The sequence below is a fragment of the Flagellimonas sp. S3867 genome (assembly GCF_014698935.1).
Taxonomy (GTDB): domain Bacteria; phylum Bacteroidota; class Bacteroidia; order Flavobacteriales; family Flavobacteriaceae; genus Flagellimonas.
Genome location: NZ_JACVMN010000002.1, coordinates 883,643 through 908,172, shown reverse-complemented (window position 1 = coordinate 908,172; position 24,530 = coordinate 883,643). Strand labels below are relative to the sequence as shown.

Here is a 24,530-nt window from a genome sequence, read left to right as displayed (position 1 = left end):
GCTATCCTTGAGGAACCAATTTTGTTTTGATTTCCTTCCAAAGATAAAATCCAGTTACTATGGTGGCCAATATATCGGCAATGGGAAAAGAAAGCCAAACTCCCAATTCGCCAATGAAGCTGGGCAGTATTAAAATCAACGGGATAAAAAAGAATCCTTGTCTGGTCAAGGTTAGTAATAAGGCCGGAATCGCTTTCCCAATGGCTTGAAAGTATGCCGCTCCAATAAGTTGCAAAGCAATAATCGGGGTAGCCGCAAAAACCAATCGCATTGCCAAAGGTGCGTGCTCCATTACAAAAGCATTGGTGACCAATTCTTCAGGTGGTAAATCTGGTCTACTGCTTAAAAACAAAGACGTAAAAGCATCTGGAAAAACCATGAGCACAATAAATACCAGTGAAGCCACAAAGGCTGCATATTTTATTGCCGTGTAGATGGATTCCTTTACACGGTCGTACTTAACGGCTCCGTAATTGAATCCTGCAATGGGTAAAAACCCTTGGGTAACGCCAAAAACAGGGAAAAAAGCGAACATCAACATCCTTCCAATGATTGCGTAAACGGCCACCATGGCTTCTCCTCCCAAATTGAATAATATATTGTTCATGAGCAGGTAGGTGATACTGGTAACAGCCTGTCTTGCCAGTGTTACAAAACCGAGTGCACCAATTTCTTGTAGGATGGGCATGTTCAACCCAAAGTGAGGGAGGCTAATTTTTAATTCAGAGTTTTTGGAAAGAAAGAAATAAAGGATATACCCAAAACACAACAGATATCCCACTGTGGTTGCCCAAGCAGCGCCCTGCATTCCCCAATCAAAGACATAGATAAACAGGTAGTCCAAAAACAGGTTTCCCACGGATGGAATTATCATGGCCACCATAGCAAACTTTGGTTTCCCCTCTGCCCGAATTACGGTGTTGCCCATCATACAGAGTGCTAAAAATGGAACTCCGTATAGAATAATGGTATAGTAGATTTTAGCAGGGTCAAAAATTGCGCCCTTACCACCGAAAGCAGGAATAAGATCATTTACAAAGTAAAGTCCCAACACCACCATCCCCGTGGTTACCAAAAACGTCAACGTTATTTGGTTTCCGAATGTTTTAAGTGCTTTTTCCTTATCTCCTGAACCCAGTGCTCGGGAAATAATACTTGATCCACCAATACCTATGGCCATTCCAAGAGCCGCGATAAAAAATGAGACTGGAAGTACTACGTTTATGGCTGCAATGGCAATGGATCCAATCCAGTTGCCCACAAAGATGGAATCGACCAGAACGTTCAGGGACATGACCAAAATACCAATGGATGCAGGTACGGCTTGCTTGATCAGTAATTTACCGATTGGCTCAACCCCTAATTCGTCTGAAGATACTTTTGCCATTTACACGGGCAAAATTTCCGTGGTTTGCCAATCATTGACCCATTTGGCCATCAATGAAACCCAAGCATCATTGTCATTAAGGCATGGGATATGAATATAGTTTTCACCTCCTGCTTTTTTGAACTGTTCCTTGCCTTCCATGGCAATTTCTTCTAAGGTTTCCAGGCAGTCGCTCACGAAAGCCGGAGTGATGACAGCCAATCTTTTCTTACCTTCTTTAGCCAGTCGTTCAAACTCAAAATCAGTAAAAGGCTTTAACCAAGGATCATTGGGTAATCTAGATTGAAAGGAAATACTGGTTTTGTCTTCTGGCAATCCTAGGAATGCTTTTACCTTTTGGGTGGTATTAAAACATTGATGCCTGTAACAGGTATGGTGCGCCACAGAATTGGTCGTGCAACAACTATTATCAATTTTACAATGAAACTTAGTTGGGTCTGATTTTCGGATGTGTCTTTCAGGGATGCCGTGATACGAAAACAGGATATGATCGTATTCAAAATTCTTTAATCCTCCAGCAATACTTTCCGACAATACCTTTATATAATCTGAATTGCCATAAAATGCCGGTAATGTGGTGAGCTGCATTTCAGGAAAGTGGGCTTGTTGTTGTTCCATGGTCTTTACTACGACTGTTTCAAAAGAACTCATGGCATATTGTGGATACAAAGGCACCAATAAAACCTCGTCAACCTTCTTATCCTTTAATTCTTGAAGCGCATTTTTAATGCTCATGGAGCCATATCGCATGCCCAAAGCAACTGGCATATCAGTCTGATTCCGTACTTTCTCGGCAAACCTTTCGGAAATAACAATAAGTGGTGAGCCTTCTTCCCACCATATTTTGGAGTAAGCTTCGGCTGATTTTTTGGGTCTGGTTTGCAGAATAATACCTCTTACGATGATATTTCTAAGCCATTTTGGGGTATCAATGACACGTTCATCCATCAAGAATTCATCCAAATAGGGCTTTACATCTTTTGCCGTTGGACTGTCCGGGGAACCTAAATTGACCAATAATACTCCTTTCATAGCGCTGAGAATGGTTTTTATTAGAAGCGATAAAAATACTACTTGAAGATGATTTAACATTTGATTCCCCCAATTTGTTTCTTTATAATTCCATAGATAATCCTAATTTCGAAGGACAAATCGAAAGCCATATGCTTACAAGAATCCTGTTTTTATTTCTCTTTGCTGTTTCCATAACTAGCAAAGCTCAAATTACCTGTACTCCTTCGGATTCTTCTCTTTTCATCTCTAAAATGAAAGCGTTGCACCAAATTGAGGGTAAAAACTTAGGTGATAGCTTGGTGTTGGTTGGAAAGTCCTTTTTGGACACTCCTTATGTTGAAAAAACATTGGAAGTTGGTGATAAGGAGACCTTGGTTGTCAATCTAAGAGGACTTGATTGCACCACATTTGTGGAGAATGCTTTAGCATTCACTTCCATGCTAAAAAAAGAACAATTGGATTTTGACAATTTCATCAAAAATTTAAAAACCATTCGGTATAGAAATGGAATTTTGGATGGATATCCATCTCGTTTACATTACTTTACGGATTGGATACGCAACAACGAAAAAAAAGGCTTGGTCCAAGATATCACTTCAGAACTTGGTGGCAGGGAACATAAAAAGGTCATTAATTTTATGGGTACGCATCGCGATTTATATCCATTTTTAGAGCAGGACAAAAACTATAATGCCATTTTAAAAGCAGAGGCTGAATTGGCAAAAGAAAGTCTTTGCATTTTAGCACAAGATGAAATTCAAAACAATGAACATTTAATTCAGTCGGGTGATATCATAGCCTTGGCAACTTCCATAAAAGGGTTAGATGTGACCCACACCGGAATTGCTATTCGTAAAGCAGATGGAAGAATTCATTTACTGCATGCATCCATTTCAGGTTCAGTAAGAATCACCAAAAAGCCTTTGGTAGATTATCTCAAAAAAATAAAAAGCAATGTCGGGATTATTGTGGCAAGGCCAACCTTACTTTCTCCTTAGGCACCATTCAATTGCTCCCAGCAAATGCTGTTTAAAATCAGCGTCATCATAAGAAGCTTCGGTATGGCCCAGGCCAGTGTAAAAAGATCTTCCACCATCAAACTCGTGATACCAGGCTATTGGGTGGTTATCTCCATTGGTTCCTCCATTGTAAGTGGATTCATCCAATTTCATGAGCACGTTAACTTTTGGGTTCAGATTTTTGAAATTGTACCATTCATCAAAGTGCAACCATTCGTTTTTTAAATGAACTGTTGAAGGATGGGTTCTGTCTACAACATCAATCTTGGCATTTTGCTGTTCTGGATGGCTTTCAAAATACCCTCCGACCAATCTACCGTACCAAGCCCATTCGTATTCAGTATCTGCTGCGGCATGGATTCCCATAAAGCTCCCCCCATTTTTAATATAATTTTCTAAAGCTCGTTGCTGTTGACCATTTAGAACATCCATAGTAGTGCTCAAAAAAATCACCACTTTGAAATTTTTCAGGTTTTGTGGATTAAAATCTTCTGCTGTTTCGGTTTGCAGAGCAATAAAACCATTAGTTCTACCTATTTGTCGTAAAGTACGCGCTCCTTTTTCAATAGCTTTATGTCGGTACCCTGCTGTTTTGGTAAAGACCAATACCAAATCGGGCATTTTTGCTCCTTCTTGAATATTTATAGGCTCTTGGGCATTGGCCATCAAAGCAAAACAAAAAGTAATCAGAGAAAATTTTATTGGGCGCATGGTGTGGTTTTAAGCGCTTGAAGTTAAATATTTTTTGGGTGTGGTACCATATTTCTTTTTAAATGAAGCGATAAAGTGGCTAGCTGTGCTATATCCAACTTTTAGGCCCACCTCGTTCACATTATGGTTTCCGGTTTCCAACATTTTCCGGGCGTATTCCATTTTATAATCGAACAGAAACCCATAAACGGAGTCCCCGTAAATTTGTTTAAATCCTTCCTTCAATTTCTTTAAACCAAGCCCAATTTCTTGTGAAAGTTCGGCCAAAGTGGGTGGTTCGGCCATTCGGGAAATCATAATTTCCTTGGCCTCTCTAATGCGCCTTACGTTATCCTCATCTGCCAAAAAGGGACATTGCTCTAAATCAGCATCAGGGGTTTTGTTGAAATACAATGAAATCAACTCGTATATTTTCCCTTTGATGTATAGTTCTTTTATGGAAGGATGGAGGTTATAGTTCATCATTTGGCTCAGTACAACCGCAATGGTTGGAGTCACCACCTCTTGGGAATAGTATTTTTTTTCTTTGTTCTCATCGCTCAGAAATGGAATATAGTTAGCTTCCGAAGAGAAAAGGGAGTGAAATTTTCCGATGGTCATAATCACGGACAACAACCATGAATTTGGTGAAATCCGAAGATTTAGCGGTAAATCTTTTTGTGTATTGTAAAGCAAGAGCGAATTTTCTTCAGAAACTTCCAAGTTGTAATTACCCTCATTGAATTGAAACTGTCCCTTTCCCTTCAAACAAAAATGAAATTGGATAAAAGAACTGTCAATTTCTCGTTCCAAGCTAGCATTTTCCTTGCTATCATTCTGAATCTTAAGCACATAAAACCCATCTTCAATTAAAATCTCCTCATAGGAACCTTTGGCGACATTTTTCATACAAAACTTTGGTCAAACGAATCAAAATATTCTATTTATAACGATTCTAAATTATATGTTATCTTATCAAAAGTATCAATAAATGCACTGTTTTTGAAACTTTTTGGCCAAAAACACATCTAAAAGTACAGGAGGTGTTATTTATAGTTCCTCTAGCGTTATTTTTTATATACCAGTGCGCCTATTTTTGTGGTGCGATTTTAAATCCTTTATGAGGAGTTATCATATTTCAAAACATAATTCTTTTTATGCCATTGGCCTAAGCTATAAAAAAGCAGATGCCGAGGTTAGGGGAAAATTCAGTTTGGATGTTCCCGCCATAGATAGAATCATGCTCCAAGCCAAAGAGCTGGGCATTGATGGTCTTCTGGCCATTTCTACTTGTAACCGCACTGAATTGTACGGTTTTGCCCAACACCCTTTTCAACTGATAAAAATGCTCTGCGATGAAACAAAGGGCAGCGTTGAAGAGTTCCAAGAAGTGGCCTACGTCTATAAGAACCATGATGCGATTTCCCATATGTTCAAGGTCGGTACCGGTCTTGACAGTCAGATTTTAGGGGATTTTGAAATCATCAGTCAGATAAAACAAGGTTTTTATCGCGCCAAAAAGCACGAAATGGCGAATCCGTTCCTTGAACGATTATGCAACTCGGTCATCCAAGCAAGTAAGCGCATAAAAAATGAAACGGAATTATCGTCAGGAGCAACATCGGTCGCCTTTGCATCGGTGAAATATATTTTAGATCACGTTTCTAACATCTCTGAAAAGAACATTCTGCTTTTTGGTACGGGCAAAATAGGTAGGAACACTTGTGAAAACCTCATCAAGCATTCCAACAATTCGCATATAACTCTAATTAATAGGACCCGTAAAAAAGCTGAAGCTATTGCGGGGAAGTTTCACCTTACCGTAAAGGATTATGGTGATCTTCAAACGGAAATCCGAAAGACGGACATTCTTGTGGTAGCCACTGGGGCGCAATTGCCAACAGTTTCCAAAGCATTGATCTATCCCAAAAAACCATTATTGATATTAGATCTTTCGGTACCCAAAAATGTTTCGGACGATGTAATGGAACTGGACAATGTTTCCCTAGTTCACCTAGACCAACTTTCCCAAATTACCGACGATACATTGGCCAAAAGAAAGGAATTTGTTCCCAAGGCCGAAGCAATTATCGAGCAGGTGAAAAAAGATTTTCTAAAATGGTTGGAAACCCGAAAATTTGCGCCGGTCATTAAGGCCCTCAAAAAGAAGCTCAAAACGATGAAGGCCGAAGAAATTGATTTTCAGTCAAAAAAAATTTCAGATTTTAATGAAGACCAGGCCGAGGTAATTTCGGAACGCATCATTCAAAAAATCACCAAACAATTTGCAAACCATTTAAAGAGCTCGGAAGTCGATACAGAAGATAGTTTGGCACTTATCCAAAAGGTGTTTCAATTAGAAATCGATTCCCAATGAGCAAAATCATAAGAATTGGCACGCGTGATAGCGAATTGGCATTGTGGCAGGCACATACCGTGCAACACAAACTGGAGGAACTGGGGTATGACACCACTTTGATTCCCATAAAATCTACCGGAGACCAGGTCTTGGACAAACCGCTTTACGAACTCGGAATTACCGGAATCTTTACCAAAACTTTAGACGTTGCCTTGCTAAAAGGACAAATTGATATAGCCGTACACTCCATGAAGGATGTACCCACACAATTGCCCAAGGGAATTGTTCAGGTTGCAGTTTTGGAACGAGCAGTTACCCATGATATTCTTGTGCACAAAGGATTGGATTTTCTGGAATCGGAAGAACATTCAATAATTGCCACAGGGAGTTTGCGCCGAAAAGCTCAGTGGTTACATAAATATCCCAATCATAATGTGGTAGACCTAAGGGGAAATGTGAATACCCGTCTTTTAAAACTTATTGAGAATGATTGGAGTGGGGCCATTTTTGCTCAAGCTGGATTGCAACGGATAAAATTGCTGCCTAAAGATGCTCTAGTGCTCGATTGGATGGTTCCAGCGCCAGCGCAAGGTGCCATGATGGTAGTAGCCCAAGAAACTGATGATTTTTCTAGAGAGGCTTTACAAAAGCTGAATCATCTCGGTTCCGAAATTGCCACTGGCATTGAACGAGAGTTTTTAAGAACTCTTGAGGGCGGGTGTACTGCGCCAATTGGAGCCTTAGTTCAAATTAAAAACCAAACAGTTTATTTTGAAGGGGTGTTGTTTTCGCTTGATGGGAAAGAAAAAATAAGTATTGAAAGGAATATTCCACTATCTAAGGCCAAAGGTTTTGGTCAAACTTGTGCCAAAGAAATTTTGGATAATGGTGGAGATAAACTGATGGAAGCTCTAAGAAATGAAAACAGTGCTCTCCACTAAAATACTCGCCCCTTCGCAAAAAGAATTATTACTGAATTCTGGAATCGGTTTTGTTGAGTATAATGCACTGGAGTTTGAATTTTTAGATGTTGAAATTCCAACGGATTATTCAAATCTCATCTTCACTAGTAAAAATGCCGTAAAGGCTTTTTTTAGACGTTCCAATAAATCTGAGTTTTCGAAATACCTTACTTATTGCGCTGGCGAAAAGACCAAATTGTTTTTAGAAGAAAATGGACTTAAAGTCATAAAAATGACTCTAAATGCAGCAGAATTAGGTGATTTTATAGTAATTAACCACCAAAATGAAGCTTTTTTATTCTTTTCTGGGAATCAAAGAAGACATGAGTTGCCCAAAATATTGACAAAAAATAACATTCGGTATAAAGAAGTTCAGGTGTATAAAACCCACCTAAAACCTAAAAAATTCAATCGAACTTTTGATGGTATTCTTTTCTTCAGTCCCAGTGGGATTCGTAGCTATTTGCAAGAAAACCAGATTGATCAAAGTCTCGCCTTTTGCATCGGGTCAACCACATCAACGGAAGCTGAAAAACATACCAATCAAATTATAATAGCTAATAAACCAACCGTGGAAAACGTGTTGGTTCAGGCCATAAAACATTTTAAACAATATGATTAAAAACGACTTATTCCTTAGGGCCCTAAAAGGTGAAACTGTGGACAGACCACCTGTATGGATGATGCGTCAAGCTGGACGTTACCTTCCAGAATTTATGGCCCTAAAAGAAAAGTATGATTTCTTTACCCGCTGCCAAACTCCCGAATTGGCCTCAGAAATAACGGTTCAGCCCATTCGCAGATATGGAATGGATGCAGCCATTCTGTTCAGTGATATTTTGGTCATTCCCCAGGCAATGAACATTGAAGTAGAGATGAAACCCAATTTCGGTCCTTATTTGCCCAATCCCATCCGTTCTACAAAAGATTTGGAAAAAGTTGTTGTTCCAGATGTTAAAGACTCATTGGGCTATGTGCTGGCTGCCATCACCCAAACCAAGGAAAAATTAGAAGATGAAATTCCGTTGATTGGATTTGCTGGTTCTCCATGGACTATATTGTGTTACTGTGTTGAAGGGCAGGGAAGCAAGAGCTTTGACAAAGCCAGGGGGTTTTGTTTTACCCAACCTAAGGCAGCACATGAATTGCTTCAAAAAATAACAGATACAACCATTGCCTATTTAAAAGCAAAGGTAAAGGCTGGAGTAAATGCCGTTCAGGTCTTTGATTCTTGGGGAGGAATGCTTTCCCCTCAAGATTATCAGGAGTTCTCTTGGAAATATATTCAACAAATTGTTGATGCCTTAAAAGATGAGGCCCCTGTAATCGTATTTGGAAAAGGATGTTGGTTCGCACTAAGAGAGATGGCCCAATCCGGAGCATCTGCTGTGGGTGTGGATTGGACATGTTCCCCTAAAAATGCGCGCTATTTAACTGGCGGAAACATTACACTGCAGGGAAATTTTGATCCGGCCAGGTTGCTCTCGCCTCCACCCGAAATTAAAAGAATGGTCAATCAAATGATCCGCGAATTTGGAAAAGATAAATATGTTGCCAACCTAGGACACGGGATTCTTCCACATATTCCTTTAGAAAATGCGAAGGCGTTCATTGACGCCGTTAAAGAATACAAAGAATAAATTAAAAGATTTAATGCAAATCGAATTTGAAAACTACAGCATAAGTCCCATTCAAGAAAAAGATGCCTGGCGCATCTGCGACTTTGTGGTTTCCAATGAAGAAAGACTTAAAGACTATTTTCCCAAGACCCTAGAACAAAATCTCAATCCAACGCTATCGCAGTTTTTTGTAACAAAAATGACCAAAAAATTCATAGCCCGTGAAGAATTTCTTTTTACCATAAAAGAAAACACCAATAGGACTATAATTGGATTAATCTATGTAAAAGAGCTAGGTCCAGAAAAAAGCCAGGGCGAGTTGGCATTTTGCATCGGTTATCAATACGAGGCTAAGGGCATAATGAAGACAAGCATTAAAAACTTGATTCCATGGTGTTTTAACGATGCGAAATTGAAAACCCTTCAGATCATAGTACATAATAGCAATTTAGGCAGTAAAAAAATTGCGGAATACAATGGATTTCAATGGAAGCAAACTTTATTGAAAGAACACACCACTGGCGATGGCGAAACTTTAGATATGGAATTGTATGAACTTCAAAATCCAGTTTTGGAATGACGAACGTCCTGAAAACATTGAACAGGGTAAGTTTAAAAAGCTTTTGGGCTTTGATAAAACTATGCCTAAGGTTTCCACTTTTTGTTTTTCCAACGCTATTTGCCACCAAAGAATGCATGTCAACCTCAACCGAACTATATAGTCGCTTACATTACAAAAACGGACCAGCCAATGCCTTCAGACATGCCTTTTGGAACTATCTGATTGCCAAAAGATGTTTTAGCTGGCAAAAAAAGGTTGATGGAGTGCTAATTTGGACCAAGAAAATCACCGATTGGCATGAAAATGCTTTTCCCAATCGCAAGTTGGCTAAGAAGATGGATTTGCATAATAACGAAATAGGCCGTACGATTTTCAAAGAGCATTTGTCCAAGATGGAAAATCAAGTGGTGGACATTTTGAGGGAAATGACCTCAAAGGCTATTAAAATAGATACTCAAACCGATTTTACTTTAGTAAAAAACCAATTGGTTTATATAATTGACGACGAATGAAGGACAAGTTTTACAATTACATACAACAGCTTCAAGATACCATTACAAGCAAATTGGAGGAAGTCGATGGCGTAGCAAAATTTCAGGAAGATTTGTGGAAAAGGCCCGAAGGTGGTGGTGGAAGAACAAGGGTTATAGAAAACGGAGCAATCTTTGAAAAAGGTGGTGTCAACATCTCTGCAGTGCATGGAGCTCTTCCTCAAAGTATGCAAAACTATTTTGGGGTAAAAGATGCTGATTTCTTTGCCTGCGGACTTAGTTTAGTACTTCATCCTAAAAGTCCTATGATTCCAACTGTGCATGCTAATTGGCGTTACTTTGAAATGTACGACAAAGAGGGAAACATTGTTGATCAATGGTTTGGCGGGGGTCAAGATTTAACGCCCTACTATCTTTTTGAGGAAGACGCGATGCACTTTCATTCCGTTTGCAAAAAAGCCTGTGATGCCCATAACCCTGAATTTTATGCCAACTACAAAAAACGCTGTGATGATTATTTTTGGAACAGCCATAGAAATGAGGCCAGAGGAGTAGGCGGATTGTTCTTTGACTATTGCAAGGCAACGGATGGAATGTCAATGCAAAATTGGTACAACTTCGTAACCGAGGTCGGAAACAGCTTTTTAGAAGCATATGTACCAACTGTTATAAAAAGAAAAGAGCTTCCCTATACCCAAAAACAAAGGGATTGGCAGGAAATTAGACGTGGCAGGTATGTGGAATTCAATTTGGTTCACGATAAAGGCACTTTGTTCGGTTTAAAGACCAATGGACGTATTGAAAGCATATTAATGAGTCTTCCCCCACATGTGCAATGGCACTATGATCATCATCCAGAAGAAGGCAGCGAAGAGGAAAAATTGATTCAAGCATTGCAAAAGCCTAAGAATTGGGTTTAATCAGTAGTTTTGTTTTAAATCAAGCCTATGAAACAAAAAATATATCAAATAGACGCTTTTACAGATCATGTCTTCGGAGGAAACCCAGCTGCGGTTTGTATTTTGGAAAACTGGCTCGATTCCAATGTCATGCAAAAAATTGCTCAAGAAAACAATCTAGCCGAAACTGCTTTTGCAGTTAAAAATGCAGATGGTTACGAACTAAGGTGGTTCACTCCTGAAATAGAGGTTGATTTATGTGGTCATGCCACCCTGGCAACAGCATACGTACTTTTCAATAACTACAATATCTCTGCAAATGCCATCAAATTTCATTCACCTCGAAGCGGTGAGTTGATTGTTGAGCGAGGAGCAGATGGACTTTTAACATTGGATTTTCCTGCTGATGATACCGTTTCCATCCGTGGAATTCTTGAAATTGATAATGCCATTGGACTTACTCCTATTAAAACTATAAAAGGAAAAACAGACTATTTGCTGATTTATAATTCACAAGAAGAAATTGAAGCCATAACTCCAAACCTCCACCTATTAAATCAATTGGATTGCAGAGGCGTGATAGTATCTGCTCCAGGAAAGGAAGTGGATTTTGTTTCCCGTTTTTTTGCCCCACAATGTGGCATCCCGGAAGATCCGGTAACCGGTTCCGCCCACACAACTTTAACTCCATATTGGGCCGGCGTATTGGATAAAACCAAAATGACCGCCAAACAACTTTCGGAACGTGGAGGAGATTTAATTTGTGAATTTTTAGGAGAACGAGTAAAAATTTCGGGAAAAGCTATGCCTTACCTGAAAGGTGAAATAGAACTCTGATTCGACCCAAACAAATGAAAAAGCTAAGATTAGAATATTCATCCCTTTTACAAGGCGAATTTTCTCTCGGAAAGCGAAACTTGTTGTTCACTTTTCAGGTGAATTGTCCAGGATGTTTTTTCTATGGCTTTCCAGCAATGAATGAGCTGTTTAAAATGTATGACGAACAAATAAACTTTTTAGGCCTATCCACAGCTTTTGAAGATTTTCAATTTAACACCTTGGAAAACACTAGGCTTTTATTGGATGAAAAAAAGCTTGTTGGCGAAACTAAAAAAGCTTTTGACACACATCCTGATGAGTTCCAGCTCTCCGACATTGATTTTCCCATTGCAATGGATGTTTTGGGTGACAAAACGTTCATCACACCAGAAAATGTCGAATACATCGGGAATCATTTTGCAAATTATGGTCAATCCTCTGATGCGAAGCGTGAGCAATTTGATCATAAAATCAAGGATTATTTGAACATGAATCCCATAATCCCCGTTACTTTTACCTTGAATCAATTCAGGGGAACGCCCACCTTTGTACTTTTTGATAAAGATCATACCATTCTAGAGCATTGGTTTGGGCATAAACCCTATGAAGAAGTAGAAAATATTATTAAAAATTGGCTTTAAATATCCTTTCAAATGTTTCCACTAATACGAAATAGAAGACTCCGCTCATCCGAATCCATAAGACGTTTGGTTCGTGAAACTATGGTCTCCCCTGATGATTTTTTAGTACCACTTTTTGTAGTTGAGGGCAAGGGCATCAAAGAAGAAATTCCATCTATGCCTAATTATTACAGGATGAGTTTGGACAATCTCGAAAAAGAAACCAAAGAACTTTGGCAAATGGGCCTTTGTGCTGTTTTGCTTTTTGTGAAAGTCCCTGATAACCTCAAAGACAATAAAGGCTCTGAGGCATTGAATCCCGATGGGTTGATGCAACAAGCCATCAAAATAGTAAAAAATGCCTGTCCTGAAATGTTGGTTATGACCGATGTTGCCCTGGACCCCTATTCCTCTTACGGACATGATGGTATCGTAGCCGAAGGTCAAATCTTAAACGATGAAACTTCTGAGGTTTTGGCTGAGATGAGCGTTTCACATGCACAAGCCGGAGCCGATTTCGTAGCTCCAAGCGATATGATGGACGGCCGCATTTTGACCATTCGAGAAGCCTTGGAAGATGAAGGTTTTCAAAACACTGGAATCATGAGCTACTCCGCCAAGTATGCCAGTGCTTTTTACGGGCCTTTCCGAGATGCGTTGGATTCCGCCCCTGTGGACATTGCCAATGTACCCAAGGACAAAAAGACCTACCAGATGGATTTTTCCAACCGTTTTGAAGCCATCCGCGAAACCCAAATGGACATTGACGAAGGAGCGGACATTGTAATGGTAAAACCTGGTCTGGCCTATTTGGATATTGTTCGGGAAATCAAAAACGAAGTTGATGTCCCTGTAGCAGTCTATCAAGTTTCTGGTGAATATGCAATGTTAAAAGCTGCAGCAGAAAAAGGGTGGCTGGATCATGATAGGGTTATGATGGAGCAGTTGGTTGCTATCAAAAGAGCTGGAGCAAATATCATTGCTAGTTATTTTGCAAAAGACTTTATTCGGGTTTTAGGTTAACTTTATAACCTATTCAACCCAAAATGAAAAGGTCAATCCAATTTCTATTTCTTTTCTGTGTTGTGCAATCTGCTGTTGCGCAATTTAGTTCGGAACCTCCTATTCCGTTAAAAATGGAAATTGATGAAGCCTACATCAACCATCAGGTCGACTCCATAATGACTTTGGGAATTCAAGAACAAGCATTTCCTGGGGCACAGATTCTCGTAGCCAAAAACAACAAAGTAATCTTTCACAAAGCATATGGCTATCATACCTATGACAATGTTCAGCGTGTTGGTTTGGATGATATCTACGATTTGGCCTCCGTAACCAAAATCACCGGTCCCTTACCCGCCCTCATGAAGCTGGTAGATGAAAAAAAGCTTGATTTGGATGTGCCCTTCAGTACCTATTGGAAACCATGGGTCAAAAGAAAAAGCAAAAAAGACCTTACGTTACGACAGATTTTGAGCCATCAAGCTGGTTTGGTGCCCTATATTATCTTTTTGAACAAGGTGATGAAAAATGGGAAAATAAAAAAGAGGTTCATCAAGGAAAAACAGAGCAAAAAATTCCAAAGGCAGGTTTATGATGGTCTTTTTGTGAAGAATCGTTTTCAGCGAAAAATGCATCGCATCATAAATCGTTCAAAAGTATCTCCGGAAAAAAAATACAGATACTCGGGGCTTACCTTTCTTATTTTCCCTGAATTGATTTCCCAATTGACGGGAACCGATTACGAAACCTATTTAAAAAAATCATTTTACGAGCCATTGGGTTGTCAGACCCTAGGCTTTAATCCTTTGAAAAAGGACTTTCCAAATAAGATTGTCCCGGCAGAACAAGACACGCTATTCCGAAAAACTTTGGTGAAAGGATGGGTTCATGACGAAAATGCCTCGTTGTTAGGTGGTGTTTCTGGAAATGCCGGTTTATTCGCTACAGCTGAGGATATGGCCAAAATCATGATGTTTTATCAAAATTATGGTGAAGTTGATGGGAAGCAAATAATTTCAGAGGGAACCGTCAAAGAGTTTATTCGGGTTCAATTTCCGGAAAACGAAAATCGTAGAGGGTTGGGTTTTGATAAACCATTGATTGGTAACGACACCTTGGCGTTAAACGATGCCTATCCAGCCCCATTGGCAAGTAAAACTAGCTTCGGACATGCCGGATTCACTGGCACATTTGCATGGGCTGACCCTGAAAACCAAGTGGTATTTATTTTTCTTTCAAACCGGGTATATCCATCAAGAGATCATCGAAAACTGTATGAATTAAATATTCGAACAGCATTGCATCAGGTTTTTTATAATGCCTTGGTCAATTCGCAAGAGTAGAATTCATTCCTAATCATTACCTTAGTACAACTAGATAAAACGCATGGGCCTCCTCCTTTTTTACGCATTTATTTCCATTTTCTTTTCATTTCTCTGCTCCATATTGGAAGCAGTTTTGTTGAGTATTACCCCCACCTTCATCAATGTTAAAAAGCAGGAGGGCAAGGAATACGCAACTTTGCTAGAAGGATTAAAAAAGGATGTGGACAAGCCGCTTATCGCAATACTCACCTTAAATACCATTGCACATACCGTAGGTGCAATTTTGGTTGGTGTACAGGCAAAAGTTGCCTATGCTGACCTTTATGGAACGACAACACGGAGCTTGTTTGGATTTGAGTTCACCGAGGATTTAATGGTAGGAGTGGTTTCTACCCTAATGACCATTTTGATTTTGGTTGCCTCAGAGATCATCCCGAAAACCATAGGGGCCACTTATTGGAAACAGTTGGCCAATTTTACGGCCAAAGCGCTAAAGTTGATGGTATTTATCCTTAAATGGATCGGACTACTTTGGGTATTGCAATTATTTACCAAACTTATCGGTAAAAAGGGGCACCATGGAAGTGTCCTAAGCAGGGAAGATTTCACGGCCATGACCGATATCGCCCATGAAGAAGGGGTTTTTCAGGAATCAGAATCCAAAGTCATTAAAAACCTTCTAAAATTTGATGAAATTCTGGCAAAGGATATTATGACGCCAAGAACGGTCATGAAAATTGCCTCGGAAGATACTACCATACAAGAATTTTTTGAAGCCAATCGTCCGCTCCGGTTTTCAAGAATCCCCCTTTATAAAGATCGGATGGACAACATCACCGGTTTTTTCCTTAAAGATGAGTTGTTGGAAGCGATTATCAACAAAAAAGGAAAACAAACCTTGAATGCCATTAAAAGGGAAATTTTGGTCACCAATCGGAGCAAGCCCATTCCAGAGCTTTTTGAGAAATTTGTGGAAAAACGCGAACATGTTTCCTTGGTTGTAGATGAATATGGTTCGGTAAGTGGATTGGTCACTATGGAAGATGTCATAGAAACCTTGCTAGGATTGGAAATTATGGACGAAAGTGACAATGTGGAAGACCTTCAAATACTTGCTAGAAAGAACTGGGAGAGTAGGGCCAAGCGTATTGGAATTATTGAAGTTAAAAATGACCTAAAATAGTGGAATTTGCTTATTTACAAACACCTATGGGTATAGCAGAGCTTGAAGGTGATGAAAATGGGCTTGCAGCTATCCGCGTTTTAGACGAAGAAAAACCTATTGGTATAGTTCCAGAGGTTTTAGAAGATGCAGTTTATCAATTTCAGGAATATTTTGAGGGTAAACGCGAAAATTTTGACCTGAAATTGAATCCATCAGGGACAGATTTTCAAAAAAAAGTGTGGCAAGCGCTTAAAGAAGTCCCCTTCGGAAAAACGCTTTCCTATATGGAGCTTTCCAAGAGATTAGGTGACCCAAAAGCCATTCGTGCAGTAGCCGCTGCCAATGGCAAAAATCCGCTTTGGATTGTGATTCCTTGTCATAGGATTATTGGGAGCAACGGAGACCTTGTTGGATATGCAGGAGGACTTCATCGGAAAAAATGGCTTCTCGAACATGAAAGCCCATCTCCCCAACAATCCCTCTTCTAATTTCTAACAAAATAAGTGGGGAAAAAAGGCAAAGTAATATTCTCTAACAATTTACCATCTGTAGAAGCTTGAAAAACGCCTCCTAGCACATCATCGCCTACGGTACCATAGCCTGTAAGAAAAACTTTCTCGGATTTATGATAAACTTGAGTAGTTATTTGTAACGTTTGGCCGATTTCTTCCTCTACCTCATTAGTTAATGCGAACAAATCTAAAATTGCCAATTCTTGGCTATTTAAATCATAAATCGCAGGGCCAGTTGCAAACCTTGAAGGTTGTGGGTATCCAACATTAAAATAGATCTTGTCATCTATTAAAAACGCGTCATCGACCGGGCCAGGAGAAAATCCCAAGTTTATATCCAACGTAACATTCTCGATAAATGCTAGACTTTTTGAATCATATATTTCCAAAGTAGGACTCACCTCATTTTTGAATATCGCCAAATCCCCATTTTCAGTTATCAAAAAGCTAAATGCTGTGGCACCAAAATTCAAAATAGTGCCCACAGTACCTAAATTGGTATCATAAATCGTTAATTTATAATTTCCTTGAAGGTCTCTGTATGATATGTACAGGATACCATCATACAGCATGGGACCCAAGGTTCTTTCAACATTAAAATCGACATTGGCATCTATTTGATTGGATCCATCCAAATCAGCGGCCAAAATTCCTAGATTACGGGAGCCTGCTGGTCCAAAATATGCAAAAAACGCAGTGGTTTCATTATTTACTCCCCAAGCCACAGATCTATCCGCAATATTGTTGTAAAAACTTGGAAAAGTGTTTACTGCACCTGTGGAAATATCTTTGGTAGCCAATGAGAAAGCTCCTGTTGAGAAGGTATAAAAAGACAACAAATCCTCTTTTTGACCTAATGTCAAATACGTGGGAGGAATCCCGAGTTCCTGGGTGAGGTCAAAAGTAATCCCGCTATCGGAAATTGCATTATAATTATATTGAAAAACCTTGTTCAAATCCTCACCCACCGCAACGAAACTCCCTTTTTTAGACGCAGGAGTATCTTCTTGCAGTTGGTCGTCGGAAGAACATCCGGCAAGGCAAAAAGCCACGGCCAACCATATCCAAGTTTTCAATTTCAAAGCATTTATCAATTACAAGATACGATTTATTAGATCATGCAATCGGCATGTCGATTAAATTAGTATTTTCCATTATGCTCAAAAAACTACATATAGAGAACATTCTCTTTTTGGATATTGAAACGGTGCCCCAACAGCCGAACTTCAATGATTTGGATGAAAATACCCAAGTGCTTTGGGAACAAAAATCGCAGTACCAGCGAAAAGATGAAATTTCGGCCGCAGATTTTTATGATCGCGCTGGAATTTGGGCGGAATTTGGAAAAATCGTCTGTATTTCGGTTGGCTATTTCACCTTAAAGGGGGATGCCAGAAATTTTAGGGTTACTTCATTTGCTGGTGAGGAGCAAAAGTTGCTGAAACAGTTTAAACAATTACTCCAAGAACATTTTAGCAAAGCAATGCATCTTTTATGCGCCCATAATGGTAAGGAGTTCGACTTTCCATATATCGCCAGAAGGATGCTGATCCATGATATTGAACTTCCCTATAAATTAAATCTATTTGGAAAAAAGCCTTGGGAAGTTCCTCATTTGGATACCATGGAATTATGGAAGTTTGGTGATTACAAACATTTCACTTCTTTAAAATTGTTGGCCCATGTGCTGGGCATTCCTTCTCCCAAGGAGGATATGGACGGCAGTATGGTGAAAGATGTTTTTTATCAGGACAAAAACTTAGATAGAATTGTAAGCTATTGTGAACTCGATGTTGTCACTACCGCACAGGTACTTTTACGGCTTCGCAACGAAGAATTACTGTCTGAAGATGAAATTAAAAAAGTATAAAAAAGATCAAGGAGTACAAAAAACTTGACCTTTTAGAAGTTTGTGGCACAATCTTAAAATTGGCGATACTATACATTCTAATTCTTATAAAACTTGGTACTTTTTATTCCAGAATAATCTTGAACCACCAATACGTAGAGTCCCGATGCCAAACCTGAAACATCGATGGACGCATCGGCCCCTCCACTTTGTATGGTATTACCGGAAGTCGTTATTATGGAATAGACCGCATCAGCCGATAATTTAGCATCCAATGTCAACCAGTCCGTTGCAGGGTTTGGGTATACCGAAATCTGTAATTCCTCATTAAAAGAAAATGGTTCATTAACAAAAATCTCGGTTTCGGTTCCTTTAAACACAAACTGAATGTCATCTGAAAAATCGGAGGTGATATTTTCAGTACATATGGCTCTTACTTTGGCTTGATAAGTAGTCCCAACCTTAAGGTTGGGAAGTTCAAAATTACTTTCCCATATCGTCTCATTTTGCCAAGCAGTTTCGTTCAAAGCTTTGTATTGCACCTCATAAAAAGTATCTTCGGTATTGGTCCATGAAACGGTTGCTGATTCTTCCGTTGCAACAAGCAATTCAAAATCAGATGGACTGTTAGCCATGCAATTTGTAACCTGTGCCCCTGATACAATTAAGGAAAAATCTTGGGTGCCAAGTTTCAACATTCCTTTATGACTAATGGTAATGGTATAATTTCCTTTTGCATTGGCAATCTCAATACGCTCAAAGGGATCCACACTGTTATCTCCTTTGGTGGCAGCATCATTGGCATTAGCGGGATTTAATTTCCAAGGTAGGTAGGTTTTCCCATTTTGAGTGATTCGAACATCAAGGTCATTAATCAATGCAGGCGTGCTATTGTTCATATCTCCTCTATTGATAAATTCACCCTCTGGGTCGGTCCAGCTAATGGATACCAAAAGGTTTTCAGAATCATTTGCACGTATTTTCAGTTCATATGTATTTCCTTCGGAAAGGTTTTCTTCATGAATCAGGCTACTATAGTCTTTATTTTGTAAAAGTTCCGCTGCAGTTTTGGCATTCATGACACCCCATCCCATTTTGTAATCAGGGCCTTTGGCATTTACGTCATCTGCTGTATGTAGCGCAAGTCCCTTCAAGGTAGCTGCCTTCATATAAGTTCCATACAGTTCTTCGTGATATTGTTGTAATAAAAGCAGAGATCCCGTTACCCCTGGAGTAGCCATTGATGTTCCCATGGAAGTATCATAGCTGGAGTTACTGCTTGAACTTGTTGAAAATATTGAAGAGCCATCTCCAGCCAAATCAGGTTTTATCCGCCCATCATCTATAGGGCCCAAACTACTGTAACTGGTGACATTGGCTTCTTTGAGTTCTCCCTTGTTACCAATTTTTGTGTTTGCCCCTGCTATTGTTAATCCATTTTTGGAAGTGGCAAATCCAAGTAAGAGGTCAAACCCTTCCGCTGTTTTACCAAAATTGGGTGATGCATTGTCATAAGATCGTTGTGCATTACCTGCTGCCGAAACCATTAAATAATAGGGCGCGTTGTACATGATTTTATCCCAATCCTGGGACACTTTAATATAAGAACCGAAATACCAATCAGGAACCCTATCCGATTTTATTCCGTAGGAATGGTTGCTTAACAACAACCCATTTGCGGCAGCTTCAGCCACTTCTATTTTATCCCTCGTCCAATCGTGTGATAAAACCTCAGCGCCATAGGCCACCCCTTTTGCATTTGGCTTTATTCCAGAAGAAATAAGGTGTCCTGTCACTCTGCTGGCGTGCAGACTAACTTCTTTTGAATTGTCAATACTCCTCGCCCGAGTGTCAAATTCCTGGTGTGATGTTAGCGCGCTTCCAGCATCCCAGACCCCAACCTCCAGACCATAACCGTCCAAACCTAAATTCAAAAGTCCATTGGAATACAACGTATTTGCTCTTGAAACTTGTTTGGATGGGTCGTTCAAAGTTGTATAAAAAAGAGGCGTGCCATCCGTTCCAATATCCTTCAATTCCACAACAGTTCCATCCTTCTGCTTTTCCAATCGTTTCCATGCTTTGGTTTTAAGGAGCTGGTTAATTTTGGCTTCATTGGATCTATACTCTGCCTTCATTGCAGTGACCAAAGAGAAAATCTGATGCTTATTATATGTTGATTGAATGAGTTTTTTGTTGGCATCAGACTGGCCAAAAGCAAAAAAAATTCCCAAAAAGAAAAATATGAGAGGCGAAAAAGTTCTTGTTGCCGAGGGCGTTTTTTTGCAATCCATAATTAAGGTTGAGTAGGATTTGGACTACAAAACTATTATTGAATCAAAAAAATGTCGACAAAAAACCCTTTTATTTCGATGAATTACATCACTTTTAAAGACGAGCTGTTGTGAAATCCCATTTTTATGTGGTGTAGTATTTTTCTTTCTTTCAAATCGATCCCCCTCAGGCAACCTATCCTTCATCAAGCTCAGGATGACATTGGTATCAATTTGTGGAATTCGAGTCAAACACTTTACCTTTCATCGAACTTCCACAATCATTTATTCTCCTTTAAAACCACATATACCGGAAAGTGGTCACTATAACCGCCCAAGTATTTTTTTCCCACAAATGTTCGGAACGGATTACCCTTATACTTGCCCTTCCATTCCTTTAAAAATTTAGGTGAAAATATGTTGGCCTTTTTAAAGCTGTGTGTGCCGTTCTCATAATTGAGAAAGCTATGCGATATTAAGATTTGATCAAACAAACTCCACTCACCTTTATAATTGGCACTTCCAGAATTCGGTGACAACAATTTTTGCATCGGATTAATAAATAATCCTGTTTCCATCAATTTTTGAATGCTCTCCGAGTTTGGGTCATCATTAAAATCGCCCATAATAATGCAATTGGGATTCTTTTCTGTCATTATATTTAATTTTCCGATGATGGTTTCTGCCGCCTTGATCCTTTTGTGTTGGGTTTCATCGGATCCAGCCCTTCGGGAAGGCCAGTGGTTTACAAAAACATGTACTTCCTCATTATGTAATTGCCCATGAACATATAATATATCTCTTGTCATGTCCCGGTCCCCATCTTCATCCTCAATAAGAAGTGGAATAATCTCAGCTTCCAAGACTTCAAAATGTTCACGATGATAAATCAATGCGGTATCTATGCCCCTTTCATCCGGAGAATCAAAATGCACATAATAATAGTCCTCATCCCGCATTGCCTTTGATCCCAACAAGGCATTAATGACATTTTTGTTTTCTACCTCCGCAATGCCAACAAGTATTGGGGCTGTTTCACTATCTTCCAAGCCTATCTGCGAGATGGCCTTGGCCATTTTTTTTACTTTTTTTCCAAATTTGCGGTCGTTCCATACCTTCCTCCCTTCGGGAGTGAAATCATCATCCAACGTGTGGGGGTCGTTCTTAGTGTCAAAAAAGTTCTCAAGATTGTAAAAGGCGACAGTATAATGGTCTTTTAGTATACTCAATATAAAATGGTTTGGTGTGTATTTCTAAAGTTATTAAAACCCAATGTACAAAACAGCTTCGTAAACATTGTTTAGATTTGCACTTTAATTGATTCCATGCTAGAAAAGAAGGTTACAAATTATGAAAAGGCGGTGCTCATCGGTGTAATCAACCGAGAACAAGATGAGCGCAAGGTACAGGAGTATTTGGACGAATTGGAGTTTCTTACCTATACTGCTGGTGGGGAAGTCTTCCACAGATTTACACAGCGCATGGACGTGCCCAATCCCAAAACCTTAATTGGTAGTGGGAAAATGGAAGAAGTGGAAAAGTACGTGAAAGAAAATGATATAGGCTCGGTAATTTTTGATGATGAGCTTTCTCCTGCACAACAACGAAATATTGAAAAGCAACTTCGATGTAAAATTATAGATCGAACAAGCTTAATCTTGGACATTTTTGCACAACGGGCACAAACTAGTTATGCACGTACCCAAGTAGAATTGGCACAATATGAATATCTATTACCTAGATTGACCGGACTGTGGACTCACTTAGAGCGACAAAAAGGGGGTATTGGAATGCGAGGTCCGGGTGAAACAGAGATTGAAACGGATAGACGAATTGTTCGTGATAGAATTTCCCTTTTAAAAAAGAAACTTACCAAGATCGACCGTCAGATGGAAACCCAACGTGGAAATCGTGGTGCTCTGGTAAGGGTGGCTTTAGTGGGATATACCAATGTGGGTAAATCTACTTTGATGAACGTCATCAGCAAAAGTGATGTCTTTGCAGAGAACAAACTTTTTGCCACTCTGGACACCACTGTGCGTAAAGTGGTCATTGGCAACCTCCCTTTTTTGTTGAGCGATACGGTTGGTTTTATCCGAAAATTGCCCACACAATTGGTAGAGAGTTTTAAAAGCACTTTAGATGAGGTTCGCGAAGCAGATTTGTTATTGCATGTGGTGGATATTTCCCATCCCAATTTTGAGGAACACATTGCTTCGGTAAACCAAATTTTGGATGAAATCAAAAGCGCCGACAAAAAATCAATAATGGTTTTTAACAAGATTGATCAGTACGTTCCTGAAACGATTGACGAGGATGATCTGGTGACTGAACGAACAAAATCTCATTTCACCTTGGCGGATTGGAAGAAAACTTGGTTCAACAAAATTGGGGATCGGGCGCTGTTTATTTCAGCATTGAATAAAGAGAATTTGGATGATTTTAGAAAACGGGTCTATGACGAAGTCCGTGATATCCATGTGACCCGTTTTCCGTATAACAATTTCCTTTATCCGGAGCATTTGGAATAAATCTAATTTGCTCCAGCAGGTTTGTTTATCCGTACTGTTGTTGCATTGCTTGAAGTGTCTTCAGAACCTTCCAATGTTACTTCATATTCTACCCAAGTTTGGGAGCCAAACCTAAAGCAAGAAGCCCAAACTACGCTACTCCCGTTATCGGTAAACTGCGAATTTGTTTTGTTCTCTGAACCTCCATCAGAAACTTTGGTTTTAATTTGAAGTCTTTGGATATCAACTTCATCAGAAGAAGTATAAGGAATAGTCATAACAAATGTGCTTCCGGAACCACTTGAAGTATTGCAATTATTAAGTCCATTTAGCTCAAAAGTCTGCGCACTAGCGGTTATTGATGTGTTAGGTCCATCATCTTTGCTACAGTTAACAAAAAGGAATGCCGCTGTACAAACCAAGATATTTTTTATTTTTTTCATCTTTTAAAATTATGTGTTCTCTTTTGATTCAATTATTGAAAATATGCCAGCATATGAACCATTTCTTCTGGGTCAGGCACATGACCGCCGCCAAAAGTCTTGCCGTTTATATGGTAAAGAATGGGTATGACCAGGGCAGCCTCATCGGTAAGAATACAGGAGTCATGTTCCAAAACAACATTGATATTTCCTCCGGCATCGGCAATAGCAATATTCTCAGATCCATTTGAAGCTCCAATCGGTGGATTGGTCTGATTCACAAAATCATTCATAAAGTCAATTGCTTCTCCAACTTTTCGGGTTTTGTTCAGGTAAGCCAACCAAAAAGTGTAGGTGCCATTCGGAATCATGCCTTCCAAAGCGACATTGACAATAGCGCCATCACCTTCACAATGCACATTTAATTCTCCCTTGGCCATTTTAAATTCTGAAAGCGTTACATGGTGGCCATCAGGAGCTTTTATTGCGGTAAGCAATCCCAAAGGCTGGTCAAAAATGTTCGCAGCATAAAGCGGTTCATTGGAGGCTACTGGAGTATTTCCATTTTCATCCATTATTTCCTCCAAAATCTGTACACTCCCAAAATTTAAATGGGCTTGGACTGGCTGTGGCTGAATAACAAAATCTACTTTGGATTCATTGTTTGCCACAATTTGTACAGCGACCGAAGCGCTGGTAACCGCTGCGGTGGACAATGGTAACTCAAGGCTAAGCTCATGAGCTCCGTTCGACTTTCCTTTTAATAAAAACTCCCCATCAAAACCAGTAGGTTGAATTGAGGTTTCAGTGCCCTTTTCAAGTGTTATTCGAGCACCAGGATACACATTGCCGTCTTCATCTTTTACAATTCCAGTTACAGATCCCGGTTGTCCATTATCCGGATTTGGGTCTTGTATATCATCTCCGCTGCTACAAAAAAGCAGGGTAAGGATCAAAAGAGAAATAAGTGTTCCCTTTAAAAACTTCATTAAGATTCCCCAATAAGGAATATGTTCTTTTACATACATAGC

At 39.5% G+C, this 24,530-nt stretch carries 25 protein-coding genes; 16 read left to right on the top strand and 9 right to left on the bottom strand.

Going from position 1 to position 24,530, the window contains the following annotated elements; translation table 11 throughout:
• Position 1 precedes the first annotated feature (1 nt).
• Positions 2-1,387 carry an MATE family efflux transporter gene (locus tag IAG46_RS11815; protein WP_190810554.1) on the bottom strand — a complete coding sequence of 462 codons (1,386 nt, stop codon included), beginning with the start codon at positions 1,385-1,387 and terminating at the stop codon, positions 2-4.
• A complete protein-coding gene (hemH, locus tag IAG46_RS11810) occupies positions 1,388-2,419 on the bottom strand; it encodes a ferrochelatase (protein ID WP_190810553.1) in 1,032 nt (343 codons plus the stop codon).
• A 131-nt stretch (positions 2,420-2,550) separates the two neighbouring features.
• Between hemH and IAG46_RS11805 the strand changes: the two genes are divergently transcribed.
• A complete protein-coding gene (locus IAG46_RS11805) occupies positions 2,551-3,399 on the top strand; it encodes an N-acetylmuramoyl-L-alanine amidase-like domain-containing protein (protein WP_190810552.1) in 849 nt (282 codons plus the stop codon).
• Here the strand turns inward: IAG46_RS11805 and IAG46_RS11800 are convergent.
• Both IAG46_RS11800 and IAG46_RS11795 read right to left on the bottom strand, forming a co-directional pair.
• Positions 3,385-4,131 carry a ThuA domain-containing protein gene (locus IAG46_RS11800; protein ID WP_190810551.1) on the bottom strand — a complete coding sequence of 249 codons (747 nt, stop codon included), beginning with the start codon at positions 4,129-4,131 and terminating at the stop codon, positions 3,385-3,387. The two genes, IAG46_RS11805 and IAG46_RS11800, sit on opposite strands and share 15 nt — an antisense overlap.
• 9 nt (positions 4,132-4,140) lie before the next feature.
• Complete coding sequence (locus tag IAG46_RS11795) at positions 4,141-5,019, bottom strand: AraC family transcriptional regulator (protein ID WP_190810550.1); 879 nt, start codon at positions 5,017-5,019, stop codon at positions 4,141-4,143.
• A gap of 211 nt (positions 5,020-5,230) precedes the next feature.
• Between IAG46_RS11795 and hemA the strand changes: the two genes are divergently transcribed.
• From hemA to IAG46_RS11730, 13 genes are read left to right on the top strand one after another with little or no spacing between them, the layout of a single operon-like run.
• The gene (gene hemA, locus IAG46_RS11790) at positions 5,231-6,487 is read left to right on the top strand and encodes a glutamyl-tRNA reductase (protein ID WP_190810549.1); all 1,257 of its coding nucleotides are present in this window, start codon (positions 5,231-5,233) and stop codon (positions 6,485-6,487) included.
• Complete coding sequence (gene hemC / locus IAG46_RS11785; RefSeq protein WP_190810548.1) at positions 6,484-7,410, top strand: hydroxymethylbilane synthase; 927 nt, start codon at positions 6,484-6,486, stop codon at positions 7,408-7,410. Before hemA ends, hemC begins: the two co-directional genes overlap by 4 nt.
• Positions 7,388-8,053 (top strand): uroporphyrinogen-III synthase, encoded by a 666-nt coding sequence (locus IAG46_RS11780; RefSeq protein WP_190810547.1) that lies wholly within the window; start codon positions 7,388-7,390, stop codon positions 8,051-8,053. The genes hemC and IAG46_RS11780 overlap by 23 nt, the downstream gene beginning before the upstream one ends.
• Complete coding sequence (hemE, locus tag IAG46_RS11775) at positions 8,046-9,071, top strand: uroporphyrinogen decarboxylase (protein ID WP_190810546.1); 1,026 nt, start codon at positions 8,046-8,048, stop codon at positions 9,069-9,071. The genes IAG46_RS11780 and hemE overlap by 8 nt, the downstream gene beginning before the upstream one ends.
• A gap of 13 nt (positions 9,072-9,084) precedes the next feature.
• On the top strand, positions 9,085-9,630 hold the full coding sequence (locus tag IAG46_RS11770; RefSeq protein ID WP_190810545.1) for a GNAT family N-acetyltransferase: 546 nt from the start codon (positions 9,085-9,087) through the stop codon (positions 9,628-9,630).
• Complete coding sequence (locus IAG46_RS11765; RefSeq protein WP_190810544.1) at positions 9,627-10,124, top strand: hypothetical protein; 498 nt, start codon at positions 9,627-9,629, stop codon at positions 10,122-10,124. The genes IAG46_RS11770 and IAG46_RS11765 overlap by 4 nt, the downstream gene beginning before the upstream one ends.
• Complete coding sequence (gene hemF / locus IAG46_RS11760) at positions 10,121-11,023, top strand: oxygen-dependent coproporphyrinogen oxidase (RefSeq protein WP_190810543.1); 903 nt, start codon at positions 10,121-10,123, stop codon at positions 11,021-11,023. Before IAG46_RS11765 ends, hemF begins: the two co-directional genes overlap by 4 nt.
• A 27-nt stretch (positions 11,024-11,050) precedes the next feature.
• Entirely contained in the window at positions 11,051-11,839 is a 789-nt protein-coding gene (locus IAG46_RS11755) for a PhzF family phenazine biosynthesis protein (RefSeq protein WP_190810542.1), read from the top strand.
• Between the two features lie 14 nt (positions 11,840-11,853).
• Positions 11,854-12,462 (top strand): hypothetical protein, encoded by a 609-nt coding sequence (locus IAG46_RS11750; protein WP_190810541.1) that lies wholly within the window; start codon positions 11,854-11,856, stop codon positions 12,460-12,462.
• 12 nt (positions 12,463-12,474) lie between these two features.
• A complete protein-coding gene (gene hemB, locus IAG46_RS11745) occupies positions 12,475-13,464 on the top strand; it encodes a porphobilinogen synthase (RefSeq protein ID WP_190810540.1) in 990 nt (329 codons plus the stop codon).
• A gap of 23 nt (positions 13,465-13,487) precedes the next feature.
• Positions 13,488-14,786, top strand: a complete 1,299-nt coding sequence (locus tag IAG46_RS11740) for a serine hydrolase (RefSeq protein WP_190810539.1) — start codon at positions 13,488-13,490, stop codon at positions 14,784-14,786.
• 43 nt (positions 14,787-14,829) lie between these two features.
• The gene (locus IAG46_RS11735; protein WP_190810538.1) at positions 14,830-15,951 is read left to right on the top strand and encodes a CNNM domain-containing protein; all 1,122 of its coding nucleotides are present in this window, start codon (positions 14,830-14,832) and stop codon (positions 15,949-15,951) included.
• The gene (locus tag IAG46_RS11730; RefSeq protein WP_190810537.1) at positions 15,951-16,421 is read left to right on the top strand and encodes a methylated-DNA--[protein]-cysteine S-methyltransferase; all 471 of its coding nucleotides are present in this window, start codon (positions 15,951-15,953) and stop codon (positions 16,419-16,421) included. The genes IAG46_RS11735 and IAG46_RS11730 overlap by 1 nt, the downstream gene beginning before the upstream one ends.
• Here the strand turns inward: IAG46_RS11730 and IAG46_RS11725 are convergent.
• Positions 16,418-17,521: a hypothetical protein gene (locus IAG46_RS11725; protein WP_190810536.1), complete on the bottom strand. Its 1,104-nt coding sequence runs from the start codon at positions 17,519-17,521 to the stop codon at positions 16,418-16,420. The genes IAG46_RS11730 and IAG46_RS11725 overlap by 4 nt on opposite strands.
• An 80-nt stretch (positions 17,522-17,601) precedes the next feature.
• Between IAG46_RS11725 and IAG46_RS11720 the strand changes: the two genes are divergently transcribed.
• Positions 17,602-18,315, top strand: coding sequence for a 3'-5' exonuclease (locus IAG46_RS11720; RefSeq protein WP_190810535.1), 714 nt, complete (start codon positions 17,602-17,604; stop codon positions 18,313-18,315).
• A gap of 77 nt (positions 18,316-18,392) precedes the next feature.
• Here IAG46_RS11720 and IAG46_RS11715 read toward each other — a convergent pair whose 3' ends face one another.
• Complete coding sequence (locus tag IAG46_RS11715) at positions 18,393-20,588, bottom strand: S8 family serine peptidase (protein WP_190810534.1); 2,196 nt, start codon at positions 20,586-20,588, stop codon at positions 18,393-18,395.
• Positions 20,589-20,848: 260 nt separating this feature from the next.
• On the bottom strand, positions 20,849-21,796 hold the full coding sequence (locus tag IAG46_RS11710; protein WP_223826665.1) for an endonuclease: 948 nt from the start codon (positions 21,794-21,796) through the stop codon (positions 20,849-20,851).
• A gap of 96 nt (positions 21,797-21,892) precedes the next feature.
• On the opposite strand from IAG46_RS11710, the gene hflX reads away from it, so the two are divergent.
• Positions 21,893-23,098, top strand: coding sequence for a GTPase HflX (gene hflX, locus IAG46_RS11705; RefSeq protein WP_190810533.1), 1,206 nt, complete (start codon positions 21,893-21,895; stop codon positions 23,096-23,098).
• 2 nt (positions 23,099-23,100) lie between these two features.
• Here the strand turns inward: hflX and IAG46_RS11700 are convergent, their stop codons facing one another.
• A complete protein-coding gene (locus IAG46_RS11700) occupies positions 23,101-23,520 on the bottom strand; it encodes a hypothetical protein (protein WP_190810532.1) in 420 nt (139 codons plus the stop codon).
• Positions 23,521-23,552: 32 nt separating this feature from the next.
• Positions 23,553-24,527, bottom strand: coding sequence for a carboxypeptidase-like regulatory domain-containing protein (locus IAG46_RS11695; protein ID WP_190810531.1), 975 nt, complete (start codon positions 24,525-24,527; stop codon positions 23,553-23,555).
• Between the last annotated feature and the right edge of the window lie 3 nt (positions 24,528-24,530).

What these genes read in the sequence shown, in the direction of transcription:
- IAG46_RS11795 (WP_190810550.1), bottom strand. Translation starts at nt 5,019, where the DNA reads ATGAAAAATGTCGCCAAAGGTTCCTATGAGGAGATTTTAATTGAAGAT.
- hemE (WP_190810546.1), top strand. Translation starts at nt 8,046, where the DNA reads ATGATTAAAAACGACTTATTCCTTAGGGCCCTAAAAGGTGAAACTGTG.
- hemB (WP_190810540.1), top strand. Translation starts at nt 12,475, where the DNA reads ATGTTTCCACTAATACGAAATAGAAGACTCCGCTCATCCGAATCCATA.
- IAG46_RS11755 (WP_190810542.1), top strand. Translation starts at nt 11,051, where the DNA reads ATGAAACAAAAAATATATCAAATAGACGCTTTTACAGATCATGTCTTC.
- IAG46_RS11770 (WP_190810545.1), top strand. Translation starts at nt 9,085, where the DNA reads ATGCAAATCGAATTTGAAAACTACAGCATAAGTCCCATTCAAGAAAAA.
- IAG46_RS11750 (WP_190810541.1), top strand. Translation starts at nt 11,854, where the DNA reads ATGAAAAAGCTAAGATTAGAATATTCATCCCTTTTACAAGGCGAATTT.
- hemA (WP_190810549.1), top strand. Translation starts at nt 5,231, where the DNA reads ATGAGGAGTTATCATATTTCAAAACATAATTCTTTTTATGCCATTGGC.
- hemH (WP_190810553.1), bottom strand. Translation starts at nt 2,419, where the DNA reads ATGAAAGGAGTATTATTGGTCAATTTAGGTTCCCCGGACAGTCCAACG.
- IAG46_RS11800 (WP_190810551.1), bottom strand. Translation starts at nt 4,131, where the DNA reads ATGCGCCCAATAAAATTTTCTCTGATTACTTTTTGTTTTGCTTTGATG.
- hflX (WP_190810533.1), top strand. Translation starts at nt 21,893, where the DNA reads ATGCTAGAAAAGAAGGTTACAAATTATGAAAAGGCGGTGCTCATCGGT.
- IAG46_RS11780 (WP_190810547.1), top strand. Translation starts at nt 7,388, where the DNA reads ATGAAAACAGTGCTCTCCACTAAAATACTCGCCCCTTCGCAAAAAGAA.
- IAG46_RS11715 (WP_190810534.1), bottom strand. Translation starts at nt 20,588, where the DNA reads ATGGATTGCAAAAAAACGCCCTCGGCAACAAGAACTTTTTCGCCTCTC.
- IAG46_RS11720 (WP_190810535.1), top strand. Translation starts at nt 17,602, where the DNA reads ATGCTCAAAAAACTACATATAGAGAACATTCTCTTTTTGGATATTGAA.
- IAG46_RS11735 (WP_190810538.1), top strand. Translation starts at nt 14,830, where the DNA reads ATGGGCCTCCTCCTTTTTTACGCATTTATTTCCATTTTCTTTTCATTT.
- IAG46_RS11740 (WP_190810539.1), top strand. Translation starts at nt 13,488, where the DNA reads ATGAAAAGGTCAATCCAATTTCTATTTCTTTTCTGTGTTGTGCAATCT.
- IAG46_RS11700 (WP_190810532.1), bottom strand. Translation starts at nt 23,520, where the DNA reads ATGAAAAAAATAAAAAATATCTTGGTTTGTACAGCGGCATTCCTTTTT.
- IAG46_RS11765 (WP_190810544.1), top strand. Translation starts at nt 9,627, where the DNA reads ATGACGAACGTCCTGAAAACATTGAACAGGGTAAGTTTAAAAAGCTTT.
- IAG46_RS11805 (WP_190810552.1), top strand. Translation starts at nt 2,551, where the DNA reads ATGCTTACAAGAATCCTGTTTTTATTTCTCTTTGCTGTTTCCATAACT.
- IAG46_RS11695 (WP_190810531.1), bottom strand. Translation starts at nt 24,527, where the DNA reads ATGTATGTAAAAGAACATATTCCTTATTGGGGAATCTTAATGAAGTTT.
- IAG46_RS11815 (WP_190810554.1), bottom strand. Translation starts at nt 1,387, where the DNA reads ATGGCAAAAGTATCTTCAGACGAATTAGGGGTTGAGCCAATCGGTAAA.
- hemC (WP_190810548.1), top strand. Translation starts at nt 6,484, where the DNA reads ATGAGCAAAATCATAAGAATTGGCACGCGTGATAGCGAATTGGCATTG.
- hemF (WP_190810543.1), top strand. Translation starts at nt 10,121, where the DNA reads ATGAAGGACAAGTTTTACAATTACATACAACAGCTTCAAGATACCATT.